Source organism: Paenibacillus sp. FSL R7-0302 (assembly GCF_038006885.1).
Classification (GTDB): domain Bacteria; phylum Bacillota; class Bacilli; order Paenibacillales; family Paenibacillaceae; genus Paenibacillus_AQ.
This window is the reverse complement of the sequence record NZ_JBBOWB010000001.1, coordinates 3,514,082-3,529,691: the sequence shown is the minus strand read 5'-3', so window position 1 is coordinate 3,529,691 and position 15,610 is coordinate 3,514,082. Positions and strand designations below refer to the sequence as shown.

Annotated in this window: 18 protein-coding genes and 1 pseudogene; 17 read left to right on the top strand and 2 right to left on the bottom strand. The window is 39.7% G+C overall.

Annotated features, from left to right (window positions below):
- Nucleotides 1-46: 46 nt before the first annotated feature.
- The 9 genes and pseudogenes from MKY96_RS15535 to MKY96_RS15500 all read left to right on the top strand — a co-directional run bounded on the left by MKY96_RS15535 (nucleotide 47) and on the right by MKY96_RS15500 (nucleotide 9,833).
- Nucleotides 47-694: an RICIN domain-containing protein gene (locus tag MKY96_RS15535; RefSeq protein ID WP_340941465.1), complete on the top strand. Its 648-nt coding sequence runs from the start codon at nucleotides 47-49 to the stop codon at nucleotides 692-694.
- Between the two features lie 5 nt (nucleotides 695-699).
- On the top strand, nucleotides 700-954 hold the full coding sequence (locus MKY96_RS15530; RefSeq protein WP_340941464.1) for an RICIN domain-containing protein: 255 nt from the start codon (nucleotides 700-702) through the stop codon (nucleotides 952-954).
- Nucleotides 955-1,233: 279 nt separating this feature from the next.
- Nucleotides 1,234-6,879, top strand: a complete 5,646-nt coding sequence (locus MKY96_RS15525; protein WP_340941462.1) for an RHS repeat domain-containing protein — start codon at nucleotides 1,234-1,236, stop codon at nucleotides 6,877-6,879.
- Nucleotides 6,880-6,882: 3 nt separating this feature from the next.
- Entirely contained in the window at nucleotides 6,883-7,329 is a 447-nt protein-coding gene (locus tag MKY96_RS15520; RefSeq protein WP_340941460.1) for a hypothetical protein, read from the top strand.
- 21 nt (nucleotides 7,330-7,350) lie between these two features.
- A complete protein-coding gene (locus tag MKY96_RS15515; RefSeq protein ID WP_340941459.1) occupies nucleotides 7,351-8,178 on the top strand; it encodes an IS4 family transposase in 828 nt (275 codons plus the stop codon).
- A 116-nt stretch (nucleotides 8,179-8,294) separates the two neighbouring features.
- Nucleotides 8,295-8,507 (top strand): annotated as a pseudogene (locus MKY96_RS33940) (RHS repeat-associated core domain-containing protein); the annotation flags it as partial.
- A gap of 157 nt (nucleotides 8,508-8,664) precedes the next feature.
- Nucleotides 8,665-9,003, top strand: a complete 339-nt coding sequence (locus tag MKY96_RS15510) for a hypothetical protein (RefSeq protein ID WP_340941457.1) — start codon at nucleotides 8,665-8,667, stop codon at nucleotides 9,001-9,003.
- 367 nt (nucleotides 9,004-9,370) lie between these two features.
- Entirely contained in the window at nucleotides 9,371-9,568 is a 198-nt protein-coding gene (locus tag MKY96_RS15505; RefSeq protein WP_340941456.1) for a hypothetical protein, read from the top strand.
- A complete protein-coding gene (locus MKY96_RS15500; protein WP_340941454.1) occupies nucleotides 9,492-9,833 on the top strand; it encodes an RHS repeat-associated core domain-containing protein in 342 nt (113 codons plus the stop codon). The genes MKY96_RS15505 and MKY96_RS15500 overlap by 77 nt, the downstream gene beginning before the upstream one ends.
- 117 nt (nucleotides 9,834-9,950) lie before the next feature.
- Here the strand turns inward: MKY96_RS15500 and MKY96_RS33935 are convergent, their stop codons facing one another.
- A complete protein-coding gene (locus MKY96_RS33935) occupies nucleotides 9,951-10,169 on the bottom strand; it encodes a transposase (RefSeq protein WP_445671487.1) in 219 nt (72 codons plus the stop codon).
- A gap of 34 nt (nucleotides 10,170-10,203) precedes the next feature.
- Between MKY96_RS33935 and MKY96_RS33930 the strand changes: the two genes are divergently transcribed.
- From MKY96_RS33930 to MKY96_RS15465, 8 genes are all read left to right on the top strand, one after another.
- Nucleotides 10,204-10,353, top strand: a complete 150-nt coding sequence (locus MKY96_RS33930) for a ParB N-terminal domain-containing protein (protein WP_445671486.1) — start codon at nucleotides 10,204-10,206, stop codon at nucleotides 10,351-10,353.
- Between the two features lie 30 nt (nucleotides 10,354-10,383).
- On the top strand, nucleotides 10,384-10,845 hold the full coding sequence (locus MKY96_RS15495; protein WP_340941452.1) for a hypothetical protein: 462 nt from the start codon (nucleotides 10,384-10,386) through the stop codon (nucleotides 10,843-10,845).
- Between the two features lie 545 nt (nucleotides 10,846-11,390).
- Nucleotides 11,391-11,708 carry a hypothetical protein gene (locus MKY96_RS15490; RefSeq protein ID WP_340941451.1) on the top strand — a complete coding sequence of 106 codons (318 nt, stop codon included), beginning with the start codon at nucleotides 11,391-11,393 and terminating at the stop codon, nucleotides 11,706-11,708.
- Between the two features lie 78 nt (nucleotides 11,709-11,786).
- Entirely contained in the window at nucleotides 11,787-12,233 is a 447-nt protein-coding gene (locus tag MKY96_RS15485) for a hypothetical protein (protein WP_340941450.1), read from the top strand.
- Nucleotides 12,234-12,389: 156 nt separating this feature from the next.
- Complete coding sequence (locus MKY96_RS15480) at nucleotides 12,390-12,938, top strand: hypothetical protein (protein WP_340941449.1); 549 nt, start codon at nucleotides 12,390-12,392, stop codon at nucleotides 12,936-12,938.
- A 268-nt stretch (nucleotides 12,939-13,206) separates the two neighbouring features.
- A complete protein-coding gene (locus tag MKY96_RS15475; RefSeq protein ID WP_340941448.1) occupies nucleotides 13,207-13,512 on the top strand; it encodes a hypothetical protein in 306 nt (101 codons plus the stop codon).
- A gap of 76 nt (nucleotides 13,513-13,588) precedes the next feature.
- Entirely contained in the window at nucleotides 13,589-13,948 is a 360-nt protein-coding gene (locus MKY96_RS15470; protein ID WP_340941446.1) for an Imm8 family immunity protein, read from the top strand.
- Between the two features lie 25 nt (nucleotides 13,949-13,973).
- Complete coding sequence (locus tag MKY96_RS15465) at nucleotides 13,974-14,150, top strand: hypothetical protein (RefSeq protein ID WP_340941445.1); 177 nt, start codon at nucleotides 13,974-13,976, stop codon at nucleotides 14,148-14,150.
- Nucleotides 14,151-14,262: 112 nt separating this feature from the next.
- Here the strand turns inward: MKY96_RS15465 and MKY96_RS15460 are convergent, their stop codons facing one another.
- Nucleotides 14,263-15,456 (bottom strand): IS256 family transposase, encoded by a 1,194-nt coding sequence (locus MKY96_RS15460; protein ID WP_076086938.1) that lies wholly within the window; start codon nucleotides 15,454-15,456, stop codon nucleotides 14,263-14,265.
- Between the last annotated feature and the right edge of the window lie 154 nt (nucleotides 15,457-15,610).

Here is a 15,610-nt window from a genome sequence, read left to right as displayed (position 1 = left end):
AAGAACAGGTGGGTTAAATCTAATACGAATATCAGAAGAGAAGTATATGAATTTTCAGTATGATAACAACGGTAACTTAATTGAAAGGAAAAACTTATACTGCAAACCATCAGAATATAAACTTTTGAATGTGAATAGCAATAAGGCACTTGATGTATACGCCGGAAATAGTGTGAACGGGACCAAAGTTCAAATAGAAACTGATAACGGAACAGATGCACAGCGGTGGTTGCTCTGTACAGCCGAAAATAGCCTATTTAAGCTGATTAATGTTAATAGTGGGAAGTCACTTGATGTAGCAGATGGAGGAACATCCAACGGAACGAGGGTCCGGATATGGAACGATAATGGAACCGAAGCTCAGATATGGCGCGTAATTGAACAAGAGGACGGGTCTTATGAACTGATAAATATACATAGTAATAAAGCTCTCGACGTTTTAAATGGTGATACAGCGAATGGAACCCCTGTACAGATAGGGGCTTCTAACGGAACATCCGCACAGAAGTGGAGACTTATTAAAGCGATTAGCAATGGAGCAGAATACAAAATATTAAATGCTGGTAATGGAAAAGCCTTGGATGTGACAGGGGGAAATACTGCTGACGGTACTCCTATACAGATATGGACCCATAATGACACCGCATCCCAAAGATGGAGAGTCTATGATACTGGGGCAATAACTATAAGTTAATTAATGTGAATAGCGGCAAGGCACTGGATGTGGATGGTGGAGGTACAACTAATGGTTCTGCTATTCAAATTTGGACGGATAACGGTACAACCGCTCAACAGTGGAAATTTAAAGAGAATGCAGATGGATCAATTAGTTTCATCAATGTGAACAGTAATAAATTGCTTGATATTACAAATGGAAAAGATGAGAATGGTACCCGCGTACAGATTTATACGGATAACGGGACAAGCTCGCAAAAGTGGAAATTGATTAGATAGCTTAGGATAACTATGAGTATATATTGACCCTGGTGAAAGCAAAAAATCTATAAATTAATGAATAATAGCACCCAAGTCTGGCCGTCAACGCGGTGTCAAAGTATCAAGGGGACGATGCAATCGGAGTGACGATGGATCTAATCATTAATGTTAGCAACGGATACTCGATCTATTTTATCGTTAACCAGAATAGTAACTATGGGTACGATGCTACCAAGTGGAATCCCTTTATACTTTGCAATAGTTTAATCAAATATATTCCGACAGGAGAACTCATCCATGAGAACAAAATCTTTACTTAATCGCTGGTTGATCATTATTTTATCTTTCGCTCTGGTGTTGAGCTCGTTTCCTCCCTTACAAGGATCGGCATATGCTGAAGCGGCAAAGCAGTCATCCACTCGAGATGGCGCTGCTGATGGCTTGGTACCTTCTACTAAGCCTAGTCCTGAGCCTTCTGCGAAGGTGGAACCAAAGCCAATGCCTACTCCACAAAGTTTTGTGGAAACGGATAACTCGTTACAAAAGAGCTCCACAGCTAATGATTCTTCTGAATCTTATTTAAGATACAGTGTTGTTCCTGACGGTCCCGTCATTGTTGGAGAGCCAGAGAATGGCATTCAAGCGAAAATTAATGAGATCAAAGCTAAGTATGCGAACCGAAAGGCATCGAATGATTCCAGCAGGATGGCCATCAGCAGCATTCAACCTGAACCTTCTATGACAAACGAACAGATCGCAGAATTAATTAGCAAAGAAGCCACGATTGAAGATATTTATGAAACGGCTTATTTGAGTATGGAGAGCGGAGTGGACCCCGTTAAGCTCTATGAGGAGTTCAAAAGCAATAAGCTTTATACGACGTGGGATCAACTAAGAGAAGCTTATATTCCCTCTTCAAATACAACAGTTACCAATGATACATATCTTGAAACCTCAGCTTGGGAGGCAAATAGTTTACGTAGTCCCGTATTGGAAAGCGTCTATTCTCCTTATAGAAGCAGTGTTATGAAGGACGTGTATACTGAGCCTGGGAATAATCCCTTACTTACCGCTTTTGACTATCGGGTTAACGGTGTCATCGACAAAGATGTAATCAAGCAAATCAATCAGACCTATAAACCGCAATATTCGGATCGGGCAGATTCTTCGGAAACGATAGATCCGATTACAGGCAGCCTGACCTGGAAACAAAACCAATTCACTTTACCCGGCCGCGATGGATTGGATTTCAGCTTGGGGGTAATGTATCAATCCAATCAGGCATACGCCAGAAGACCCTATGGAAGTTATGTTACATCTGATAATTATCTGAGCAAAAAATATGACTTAGGCACGGGATGGTCATTCCGGTTGCCTAATCTTCAGTTTGATCTTACATTAAACGACAAGACGATGTACTATCACGATGGGGAAGGCGGAGTCTATGAAATAGGCAGCAAAGATACGGATCCGCTCTCTCAAACGACCCAACTAATTGGATACCCAGGTAAAGACAAGAAATTTGTGTATGATCCCAACCAATCTTTTACAAACGGGAAAGAGAAGTCGAATTATTATATAGAGTATGCAGATAAAAGGCGCGAATACTTTGGCGGGAATATGAAATTATTGCTGGGAATCGTAGATAGATACGGTAACGCAATAACATTTCGTTATCAGGATGTCCCCTATGGCCTCTTGCCATTACTGTCAGAAATAGAGGATAGCGTGGGGAGGAAAATAGTCTTCGTGTATGACCCGCACTCCAATGTTCAAGTACCTGAGAATGGGAGAGGGCAGCAAGAGAATATAACCGTTATTGTTAAAGCGCCCAATGGACAAGAATCCCAAAGAGTGGTCTATGAACGGGCCAGAGAAGGATATTACTTCTCATCGTATTCATTGCAACCGGGGGACCATTCCAAAACAACCTATTGGGATCCAGGTCCGATGATTGCTCTTCGATCCATAGTGAAGCCGGAAGAGGAGAAAGTTAGCTTTGAATATGCTGTAAGTGAAGCAACGTTTAATCCGGAATACAAGTATTATGATACGTGGAACTGGGCTACTTCTGTTGGAGTATCATTTTTACTGGACAGAACAAGATATAACCATTCAAGCACGAAGTATACTTATGGGCAGATTCCACGTAATCTGGGCCGGAAAGGGTCTATCAATGAATTTCAAATCACTAACCGATACGATCAATTAATAAAAAATAATACTGACAGCGGTAGAATGAATGAACAAACATTTGAATATGAAGGGACGGCTGATGGTTTTCCCCTCTACTACGAGACTTCTGATATGCAAGAGTCGGATTATTCTATATCTAAAGTAATTGATACAAATCAAACCACAACCCGCAGATTTAACGAAAAACGCCAACTGATTTTTACGGAAACGAAAGCGGCCAATGAGGAACGGACAGTCATTAAGAACACTCAATTCCATAGTTCCTTTAAGTACTTACCAACGAAGACAGAGCAATGGCTCTACAACGCGGGGGATACGGATGCTTCTGCTGCAAAGTTCTACCAGGAGACCGGCTACGATGAGCTGGGCTCTGTAAATTCTGAAACCAAACTATTAGATGAGAGCCAGAATAATGATCCAGGCTTAAAAAGTAAACTCACTACAACGTATGCGTATGAGCCTAATCACCATCAGCTGTCATCCAAAGTCTGGTTCAAAGACGTGAACGGCCCTCAACTGCAAGAAACCTATACTTATACACCAGAGGGAAGAATAGCGACCATTACGAATCCTTTAAATGAGATAACTACATTCAGTTACGAGTATCTTCCGGACAAGAAACAAATTACGAGATCCTCTGCAACGAGTGCTAAAGATGGTGCAGTATTCTCGGAAATAAATCAATATTTCACGAAAGATACCGAATACTCATTACCGGCCCAAGAAGATAGAGTATTCACGTCCAATGGTTCCCGGCAGGTAGTAAGCAAATATAACAAGTATGATCTGGGTTCAGGAAGAATTGTGGAATCGAAGGATGGCAACAATAACAAGGCTACCTATACCTATGATCAATTAGGAAGAATAAAGAAAGAAACCTATCCAACCCGGACGAATGACAACGGAGAGCAGTATCTGGAAGTTGTAGACTATAATTATTATCGTGAGAGTTCTCCTAATTTCGATGCGGTGAATGCAGGCGTATACACCTTGAAGGTAAATAGTATCCATACTGTGACGAAGGTTTCGACGAATCAGTCGATGAGCACCAATTCCGCTGTGTATTATAATGGTCTGGGTTCAGCAGTGATGGAGGAGCGTTTCGATCCTAATACGTGGGATTGGGAGTTCACACACTATCACTATGACGATCTGGGGCGTCCGGTGTATTCCATCGATCCAGCCGGAAATACCCTGACCGCCAGCTACGATGCCTGGGGTCGCCAGAACCGTGCAACCAATGCCAACAATGATCAGATGATCAGCGACTACAATTTCAAAACGCGTACCAGCGCCAGCTATATTAAGGATCATACTAACGAAGAAAAGCTGAATTACGTAGAGCAGAGCTATGATCATTGGGGGAATAAGCTGTCAGCGGCAACCTACAAGGATTGGCCAACCAAGCAGCAGCGGATCGCCGAATCATACCGGTACGATATTATGGGGAATGTTACAGGGTATACTGACCCTAACCACAATCTGAATGAAGATGGGGTAACCACCACCTTCGCGTATGATGCTATAGGCCGTTTAACCAGCCTGAAGGATGCCTTGAACCAGATAACCAACTATAGCTATGACGGGAACGGCCAAGTAACCAAGGTCACGATTCAAGCCAAAGGGGGTACTCCGCAAACTCTAAATACAAAGAGCTATAACGAACTCGGTCTGCCTAGCGTCAAGCAGGACGGCGCCTCGCAAAGTGAGAGCTATACTTATAACAATCTGGGGCAATTAGCCGCCAAAACTGACCGTAACGGCAGTTCATTTGGATATGTGTATGACGAAAGCGGCCAGCTAAAAACAAGCACGATTCGAGGAAATCTTAATAATATAGCGCAAACACAGGTAACGAAAATGATTAGCGGCGACGGCAGCCCGGATAGGCAAACGGTTCTCACCCTTACCAATGGGGTACAGACCGCTTCACATACCCAAACCCAGAACAGTCTGGGGCAGGTACGCAGTGCCTATTCGGAGTCGGGTGCGCATGCAGCATCGATCGGTAACCAACTTGATGTATTAGGACGAATGACAAAGATTACAGATAACTATATGGGGTTCTCTGCGAATTACCAATATTCTAAGGAACGGCTGGACAAAGTTCAGACAAATGGAAGCTCAATACTAAATAGCGACCCTTCTGTAAATGCCCAGTACAGTTATTATGCGAATAATCAGATTCACCGGATTGTTTATCCGACACTTACGGACGGCAGTCAACTTATCACGACATATACGTACAACAAAGCACTTGGCTGGACGGAATCGATGGAAAATACTAAAGGAAGCGGAAGCCTGTCCAGTTACAGTTACAGCTATGATAACAACGGTAACCGGATCGCTGCAAGTGAATCGCGTAACGGAGGCGGTGCCCAAACGACGCATTACGGGTACGATGCACTTAACCGGCTGATTTCTATCAGCCGCCCTGATGGTGGCCAAACGACGTATACTTATGATGTGCGAGGTAACCGACTTACCTTATCGGATACAAGCACCATAAGTTTGGATTCTGCGGATACCAGCTACACCTATGATCTGCAGAATACTTTAACGAGTGTCACCAAAGGCGGCGCTACAACTAGCTTCAAGTACTACGCCGATGGAATGCGTTCGATGAAAATTAAGGGTAACACCCAGACCCAGGTCAACTACAACTTCCAGGGCCAAGTCATCTCGGAAGAGAAACTCGTGAATGGCGACTTTGTCGAGCGGGCGAACTATGTTCGTGGCGACCGGGTGTTAGTGAAGAAGGACAAGAACGTCAATGATAACACCGTCAAAGATTATTATTACCTGTACAATGGACATGGCGATGTGGTGCAGATCGTAGATACCATGGGCAAGGTTATCAACAATTACACCTATGATGAGTGGGGCAATATCACCAGCCAGGACGAGAAAACCTCTAATTCTTTCAAGTATACTGGAGAGGCGTATGACGAGGAGACCGGACTGTATTACCTGCGGGCCCGCTACTATGATCCGAGTATGGGACGTTTTTTAAATGAGGACACGGTTGAGGGGCAGATTGATAATCCTCTGAGTTTGAATTTGTATACGTATGTTGAGAACAACCCTTTAAAATACATTGATCCTTCAGGTCATTCAGCAATGGCGGCAGGAGGCCTGTATTTAATTCCTGGGTTTGGAGAGGTACTGGCTGTTGTTACTGGTGCAGGTATTATATTTTATGGAGGGTACAAGATTTATCAGTGGGCTACTGCTCCAAAAGAGGCACCGAGTGTATCTATTCCAAAAAAACCAGAACTAAAAGTAATTCCAGGTGGTAATAATAGCAACAAACCAGAATCAAATCCTAGACCAAAAGTTTCGCCTGTATCTCAACCAGATAATGACAAACAAAGAAAAGAACCGACAAAAATCTATAGACTAGGGAGTGATAGTCCATGGAACTTGACACCTAGAGAAAAGGATGCAACAACAGGGTTGTCATTTTTATTAACTCGCCCTTCCTCTGGCTCTTATATTGAAACAACAGTCGAAGATGTTAATACTTCTGGATTACTTGTAGCAATTATTGACGGGAAGAATCACGTTTCAGTTGTGCCTTCAGATGGGAGACTTACTTATTGGGCTTCGCAAAGACCAAATACTGGAGATGCTGCACGAGATTCATACAATTATAACATCCAAGGAAGTTGGAATGCTTATACTACCGAAATGTTAAAAATATTTGGTTCTTATGATAAATGGGTGCAAAAGAAAGGAGGATTGTAATACATGAAAAATTACAATGATTTAGATATTGCAACTATGATTGTAACACTGGATGATTTACAAAATTCTCAACTAATATCAGAAGCGCTAGAAATTCAAAAAAGACTAATTGAAATAAGAGAAGGTCTTATCCCGTTTCTTAAACTATCAAAGAAGGACTCGAGCTTTATACATTATTTTTCTGCATTTTTTATCCCAGCATGTGATAAGGAATTTTTGGGAATGATGAAACAAGAGCTATTTGCAGTTATAGATAACATGGATCTTACTGAATATGTAGATTTATTGATTGCCGAAAGTTTGATTAGAAAACAGGTTTTTGTTGAAGAATTGAAGGGGAAATTACTTGAAAAACAAGAACACGTTCAATACTTTTATAATTATTCAAATATGAACAAATTTGTGCTAGGTGATTATTTAGATAAATTATCCTCTTTGTTAAACATATAAAACTCTCTTTTTAATTTGAAAATGGTGTATAAACGGCACCTAAATCTGCCTAAAGATCTTCTATTGATTGACTCTACGACGGTTACGGCGGCAAACTCCCGCATGTCTTGGGCTCCGTATAAAAAATTCAGAGGAGGCATCAAGCTGCATGTCGCTCTTTCGCATGGACAGCATTCACTCGTGAATGTGGTCGAATCGATTGCCAGGCGCAATGACGCTCCAGTTGGAGAAGTTTTGGCCGATAAGGACTACCTTTTAGTTCAGGATCGGGCATATGGAAAAATCGGTCGATTGGATCAATATGTGCAGCAAGGTCAGTCCTTTGTGATTCGTCTGAAAGACAATCTCCATTTGGTGATGCCGCGAAAGCTTCAGCGACCGGCGGAGGGAGACACCAAAATTGTACGCGATATCACCTGTTATATTGGTCAAGGCAAACACCAATCCGTCCACCGCCACCGCGTCGTTGAATTTGAAAATGACCGAGGTGAAGTGATACGAATTGTGACCGATTTGAGAAAAGAGTCCGCTCATGTGATTGCTGAAATGTACAAAGCACGTTGGGAAATTGAAGTATTTTTCCGCTGGGTGAAACAGCATTTGAATGTCCCTTGCCTATTTGGAACCACCGAAAATGCAGTATATAGCCAATTGTTTGTAGCCCTTGCCGCGTATGTGCTTTTGAAATACATTTTTGATGAAATTCACCCGAAGGTACCGGTCTTCGCTGAGCTGACTCTTTGGGAATTTATGCAGGACTGGCGTATATTTAATCTTCCGCTGGAGTGGCAGATTCAATTTAATCTGCTCAGGCGTAAAGATCCTTTAGGTATTTTTGTCATCCCATAATATGGGTAATCAACACGCCTACGTCACGAATTACTATTACCTGTATAACAGTCACGGTCACGTCGTACAATTGTGGATATTAACGGGTAAGCAGCAACCAGTAAGGAAGAGGAACCTCCAATTCCTTTAAGTACACAGGAGAAGTGTTCGATGCGGAAACAGGTCTGTACTACCTGCGGGCGCGCTACTATGATCCGAGTATGGGACGTTTTTTAAATGAGGACACGGTTGAGGGGCAGATTGATAATCCGTTGAGTCAGAATTTGTATAAGTATGTGGTTAACAACCCACTAATTTATAGTGATCCAAGTGGTCACGAGCCTATGCCAGGACAAATAGTTCAACAACTTATTAATTAATGGTTATATGTATGAAATAAAGATAAAAGGTAAAGGTGGAGCTTGGAGACTTCTTGGTAATTTTGATGAAAAAACAAAACACATAATTTTTGAAACTCTAGAAAAAACTCATTGAAGGGGGTGTGTAATGTTTGATTTTGAAGAATTAAAAAAATGGATTATAGAACATGATATTGAACAAAAAGCATATAAGGGATTTTGGGTAAATATCGAGAATTATAAAATTGAAGAGCCGGATGAATTTATGTGCTATTTTTCAACATACAAAGGAAAAGAGGATAGAGAGGATTTTGAAGTTAAAATTAAATCCGTAGCAATAAATTATAGTAACAACTACCCTAATTGTGACTATAATCATGTCATTGTTACAATTCCTATTAGATATAAAGGGAAAGAGTTTGGATACTACCAATTGCTTTTGAATTTTGATGGTGTACTTGACGATGACTTTTTTGTAATACACTAATATAGTTGAATTTATAAGTGGCTGTTCTATTGCTTTCATGTAAATGAATCTAAATTAAGATTATTTAAGGCAAAGATTCATTATTTTTTCATGAAATACTCAGAGTATGGGGGGGATTTGTTAAAATACTAGATAGTTTGATTATGTTAAGTATTGATGCCACATGTGATCTAAACACTCCATGTGGCTTTTTGTGAAGGAGAGTTTCACATTCACAGTGCCCGGGCAGTTAGCGGCTAATACCAGTTACACGTATGATCTGCAGAATACCTTAACAAGCGTCACCAAAAACGGCGCCAACACTACCTTCAAGTACTACTCTGATGGAATGCGTTCGATGAAAACTAAGGGCAATACCCAGACCTAGGTGAACTACAACTTTCAGGGTCAAGTGATCTCGGAGGAGCAAATCGTGGACGGCAACTATGTCGAGCGGGCGAACTATGTCCGTGGTGACCGGGTGTTAGTGAAGAAAGACAAAAACGTCAATGACAACACTGTCAAAAACTATTATTACTTGTACAATGGACATGGTGATGTTGTGCAGATCACGGGAGAGGTATAGGACGAACCTGCGCGCACGATATTGTGACCCGAGTATGGTGCGGTTTTTGAATAAGGATACGTTTGAGGGGCAGATTGTTAATCCGCTGAGTCCGAATCTGTATACTTATGTGGAGAATAATCCGTTGATATATAGTGATCATACTGGTCATATTACATTTAAAGCGGGCTGGTACATTTCTCGTGGGAGTCAGGACTATTTAATAAATTCTACTTATAAAAGTGTAAAATCCCTCTTTAGCCCCAGTACTTATAAGTCAGTGTGATATTTCTCAAAAGATTTATATAATGGGAAGATTGATATTAGCGAACTTGGAAGTGCAATAACTCAGAACTTAATAGCACCATTTAGTTATCTAGTGCCCCTTCACACAACCTTGATCTTACGTTGGGGTATAGATGAGTTCCACATTGTTTGTTGCAGCCCAATCTTTCACTTTGTGATGCAGGTGTGGGGAAAAGTTATCTAAAATGATATACAGGCGTTCAGACCGATGAAATCGTCGTCGGAGCACATGAAAGAAACGAAGAATATCCTGATGCTTCTTCGTTTTTGAAGCGTGACCATACAACTGATCTGTTTTCAAATCCATTGCAGCCAGTACTATAACGCAGCAGCATTAAAATCAGCTAGAGATTATATTCAAAAAAAATGGTACTATTCAGATTACCATATTAGTAAGGATTCTTGATAATGGAACAATGGAAATAGTGGGTGGGCATCATCGTTGGTGGGCAGCACAACAAGCAGGATTAAAATCCGTTCCAATTAAGGTGGAGAAATAATGGGAGTAGAAAGCTTTTATATTAAATTACTTGTTAAAGAACAAGAAGAGAATAATAAAATCCATAACTAATTTAATATGTAGACTTATTGAATTGAATATTAATTGTGTTCCAAGAAACAAAAATAAGTTTGAATTAGAGAAGTTTTTAATAATGACGATTCATGCTGATGAAAATAGGATATTAGAAATATCAATTGAAGGATGTTTTTCTTGGTTTAGCGACTGTATTGTTGAGATGTTTAGAATCTCCCAAATAATTAATGAAAAGATATTTCAGATAAAAGTAGGCACAAGTAAAATCGAGAAGATTTCTATTCAAAATAAAGAAGAATTTTGTAATGCTATTCGAAAAGATTATTATGAAAAGTACAATGATTTTTTAAATCGGTATGGTATAACTGATGTCAAATGTCTACCTAGAGAAGACTTTTATAATTATTTCAAAAATTACAAACGAAAAAGTTACTTTAAGAAACTCTTCAACAAATAATTCTGAAGCTATCGGAAAAAATTCTGTATGGCTTTTAGTTGTAGGTTGGGCTTAGACGTTATGTTAAGTGAAATGACCTTGATAAATTGGTTCAAGAATGCTCAGAATATGTGAGAAAGATTTATTAAAATGATTATTAGTTTAATTATGTAAAATATTGATGCCACATGTGAGCTATAAACTCGATGTGGTTTTTTTGGAGCAGTATTGCTTATATTATACAAAGTATACTGGGTCTAAAAAATGAGATGAAGCAGAAAGTTATGATGTTGCATATTGATTTTTTTGGTGGAATAGATTTTTCAACACGTGATTTTGAAGGGAATAAACTTTTAGTTGAGAGTCTTGCAAAAAAATATAGAGATTTTATTAGATGATGGTTGGTACCTGAAGCAGAATCCAAATGGTAATTACGGCTGGAGCGTATTAAGAATTTTGATTCACTTCACATTGCAAGTTATCTATTATGGTGATTGATTGTTTTTTACAACGAGAAGGTGGACTTGTTTCTGTTAAAAAAATGATGAGACTATGAGGTCGATTCCATGAGAGAATTCGAGGAAATACAGCGCGACGTATCCGCTATTGTTCGTAATATTGTTGTGACAATGAGAAAAGATAGAGAACTACCGCTGGAGCAAATAGAAATTTTAATAGGTTATCTAAAAGAGTATAAGGCATATTCTAGAGAACTGGACGTTATATCTAAAAAAATAGCATATGAGTTGTTTTATTTGTTTATTAGCATATCTAGTCAAATGGAAAACAATACAGGAAAAGGAGAGGAAGTTATGGATAACTATATTATTACTAGACTGTATATGACAATTACTTCGATTTTTAATGATGGTTTGTACCAATAGGTGGTTTTTAAGATTGTTCAGATATGAATGAAAAAATATGAAATAAAATTAAATTCGGGGAAATGAAGGCTGGAAATTATGAAATTAGCTAAAAGAAAGTTGATATTCTTAGGTGTTATTCTCTTTGTGTTTTTTTCTGTTCTTCTCTTAAATTTATTTCTATCAAACAAAAATGATATTAATTATAGAACTGATATTGAGCCTATCAATAGCCGCTTTCCAATGCTAAAAAACATACAAAAGGTCTATTGGAGTAGCAAAGTAATCGATAACCGCTTTGGACCAATTTCATATTGGATAAGAGGATATGTGTTTTTAGATCAAACTTCTATATTGAACATTAAAGATATTTATTCTTGGGAGACTGTAAATATAAAACCGAAAATGAAATATGATTTTAAGGGCAAGACGCAGAGTTGGGGTTACAGCGAGGAATTTGATAATTTTATTAAGGCTTCAAATTATGTTGGTAAGTTTTATCTAGACTTGAATGGTGATTCACTTTATTTCGAAATTGAACAGTAGGTGCATGAAAGGACTGAATTATAAATTATAGTGGTGCTATTAACGCCGTACTGACTTTTGTAGTCTTAAGCTTTAAAAGGGAGTAAGGAACGGGTGGATAATACGACTTATTATTCTATTAGTATTAATAACTAACGACACGGTCGGAGGTTTAATATGGATGTTTGTAATGGCGAACAAGAAAAACATATTAGTAGTCTTTACTTTGAAAATAAGTTAAATAAATTGCAAAAAGTAAATAGGATTAACACAGGGATTTTAGATGTTTTTCCTAAACAACTAACTGAACTAGAAGCGCAGGGAGTTGATTTTTCAATATTATATTTAGAACATGAGGATCAAATATTGATGTTTTTTCAGAAAATATATGAATTAAACAAAAGTTCTATTTATGTTAAGTCAACTCGAATTATTAATACTAGCGATGGCTATCTAATTCAAAAAGGTTTTACCAAAGATGATATTGAATTTATTGAAAAATTCCTTTGTTACGAAAATAAATTATTACAGTTGAACCATTTTGAAGAATTAGCAAGAATTATAACACTATCTACACGGGAAGTTGTATTTTCAAATTTTTATACAGAAGATACAGCCATTCAAGGGAACTTTGATCTCTCATTTCCAGTGTATTTTCTTTCAGAACAATCAAAAAAACTTTTAAATGAGTATGCATCAGAAGTTAATTTATATATAAGGTGGTGAAACACAATGAGGCTTTAACTCCGTATTGCGGTTTCTTATAGGAAAGGGCTGAACTCATATTTTCCAAATGAAGTTAACATTCAAGAAGCGAAGTTCAGTGGGGATTCTAATTTGTATATGTAAGGCGGTTGAAATTTCTTGCAGTAGTCGCACTGAATGGGTGCCTGAACCCAGTTCTATAGTTATGACTAAGGCTGAAGTTTCAAATATGTGATATCTAAATCGTAAAACTTCGGAAATTAAAGAATTAATAAGGAGTGTTTTTATATTGGTGTTCGAAGAAATAGATTTTTATCCCGGCAATGTTACATACGAAGACTTTAATATCGATATCAGCAAACCGCTTGATTATGATGATGATGGATTAAAGGAAGATATGTTTAAAGTACAATATCCTTACAATTATATCTTAGACATTGGATGGTATGATGGAGTTCATAAATTCATTATTTATGTTATTAAAGATTTCGATTGGGATAATCCAGTAATAAGAAAACAATGTGATTTAGTGCATCTCCGTCACAATACTGAAATTTGTGCGCTTTTTATTAGAGAGTTATTATCAAAGAAATAATCATTTCATTTCGATTTATAGTCAGATTGCTAATAGCTCTTCACATCAAGTTTACATAAGAGATGGAGGTGTGGATGTGGTTACCCCAGTACTTAAAGGTATAGATATGATTGAAAATCAATATGGATTAAAAGGTACGGCTTATATTGCGGAAGAAGACGATAGGGGTTCGGATTGCTTTCACTTTCAAGTCTTGACTCCAGAATTAGTGTTAAACAGTCTGCGTGAAAATAAGATACTAAGTGGGAGAGGGATTTTCATAGTTCAAAATTACTCGGAGGAGTTGCTTGTGTCAGAGATAAATAAAATACTCCAAGATTGTATTCGTCCTACATGGGATGAAGCGGCAATAGCTATTAACCGTTATCTGAACTGGGAATACGACAATATTCGTTACATTACGGAAAGGGAGATATTATCGAGCCTTGAGATTTAATTCAATACAAGGAGTGATTTAGTATATGGATACAGATAAGTTGAAAGAATTTGAGATGAAATATGATTGTTTCCCAAAAGCTATTGATTGTTTTTGGAAGTATGTTAACTCATGGAAAGCTGATGAACCCAATGAGTTCTATGAAGCTTTTACGACTTTCAATATTTCAAAAATAATATTAGAGAAAGAGAAAATTTGGTAGCGTCAAGAAGTTTGTGTAAATGAGTAGAAGTACCTCCCCGGGGTTACGGGTTGGGGGTGTAGTGTTTCTGGGGGGAGGGGGAACCCCGACCCCCAGAAACTGGATTCATTAGTTACTCTTCTTCGGCTGTCGGCAACGAAGGGTAGCGGGCTTCATAGAGCTGGCTGAGCTTCTTTTTCACCGTGTCCACCCCAAAGCCAGGGGTGACTCGCTGCCCAAACCTTTCGTTGTAGCCTAACATCTCCAGATACACGATTTTTTCTGCCGCATCCATGTTGGTCAGACTATTCATCGGCTTCAGGCGTTTACGGATTTCCTTGTTCATTCGCTCGATGGGATTGGACGTGTAAATCGCTTTACGCATCGGTTCCGGGTACTTGTAGAACGTCAGTAACGTCGAAAGCTGCTCCTCCCAAGACCGCATTTCCTTCGGGTATAACGCATTCCACTTCGCTTTCACCGTGTCAAAGTTCGCCCGGGCCACGACCTCATCCGGCGCATCATACACGGTCTTCAGGGCTTTAATCACATCGGTTTTGTGCTCCACCCGGATTTTGGGTAACGTGGCTCGTACTTTGTGCACCACACAATGCTGCACATCCGCCTGCGGGTAGGTTTCTTTAAAGGCCGCATCTAGCCCCGGCAGTCCGTCAAATACACCTAGCAGCACTTCCTGGGCCCCGCGTGCGTACAGATCTTTGAGCACCTCCCGCCAGCCATTCGAGCTCTCTTGACCCCCCACGTAGAACCCCAGGATTTGACGCTGACCTTCTTCGTCGATTCCCATGGCAAAATAGACGACTTCGCCCCGGACCGTGCCCCGTTTCAGCTTCACGTACAGCCCATCCAGGTAAATCACAGAGTAGCGCTTGCTCAGCGGACGTTTCTGCCACTGGTGAATGTCCTCCAGCACCGTAGCGGTGATGTTACTGATGGTGGTGGGCGAGTAATGGCTGCCGAACATGCTTTCAATAAACCGGGCCACATCTCGGGTACCCATGCCGGATTTATACATCTGGATCACCGCCTCCTCCAGCCAGCCCTCCCGCCGCTGGTACGGTTCAAACATCTGAGTTTGAAAGAGACCCTGGCGGTCCCGGGGAACCTGAAGATCCTCAATATGGCCGTATCTCGTGTGCAGATCCCGTGTATAGTATCCGTTACGGCTATTGCTGGCACCGGCTTCTTCACTCGCCATAAACCCTTGGATTTCGGCACGCAGGAGCGATTCCATATTCTCTTTCATGAAGTCTTTAACAAGTTTTTCAAATAGATTATTTAGCATATGTTCGGGTACAATAGTCATCGAGTAGGGCTCCTTCTTGGTGTTGTGGTAAACCCGAGGATACCCTACTTTTTTGGTGCCTGGCTAGGCTCCAAATTGTGGTACACAACTTACTTTACGCCATCGAAAATTTCCCTTGTTATAAATTATAGGTTTGATAATCCAATTGAATATG

Coding starts and splice junctions, on each gene's coding strand:
- MKY96_RS15535 (WP_340941465.1), top strand. CDS start 47: ATGAATTTTCAGTATGATAACAACGGTAACTTAATTGAAAGGAAAAAC.
- MKY96_RS15525 (WP_340941462.1), top strand. CDS start 1,234: ATGAGAACAAAATCTTTACTTAATCGCTGGTTGATCATTATTTTATCT.
- MKY96_RS15520 (WP_340941460.1), top strand. CDS start 6,883: ATGAAAAATTACAATGATTTAGATATTGCAACTATGATTGTAACACTG.
- MKY96_RS15515 (WP_340941459.1), top strand. CDS start 7,351: ATGGTGTATAAACGGCACCTAAATCTGCCTAAAGATCTTCTATTGATT.
- MKY96_RS15510 (WP_340941457.1), top strand. CDS start 8,665: ATGTTTGATTTTGAAGAATTAAAAAAATGGATTATAGAACATGATATT.
- MKY96_RS15500 (WP_340941454.1), top strand. CDS start 9,492: ATGACAACACTGTCAAAAACTATTATTACTTGTACAATGGACATGGTG.
- MKY96_RS15490 (WP_340941451.1), top strand. CDS start 11,391: ATGAGAGAATTCGAGGAAATACAGCGCGACGTATCCGCTATTGTTCGT.
- MKY96_RS15485 (WP_340941450.1), top strand. CDS start 11,787: ATGAAATTAGCTAAAAGAAAGTTGATATTCTTAGGTGTTATTCTCTTT.
- MKY96_RS15480 (WP_340941449.1), top strand. CDS start 12,390: ATGGATGTTTGTAATGGCGAACAAGAAAAACATATTAGTAGTCTTTAC.
- MKY96_RS15465 (WP_340941445.1), top strand. CDS start 13,974: ATGGATACAGATAAGTTGAAAGAATTTGAGATGAAATATGATTGTTTC.
- MKY96_RS15460 (WP_076086938.1), bottom strand. CDS start 15,456: ATGACTATTGTACCCGAACATATGCTAAATAATCTATTTGAAAAACTT.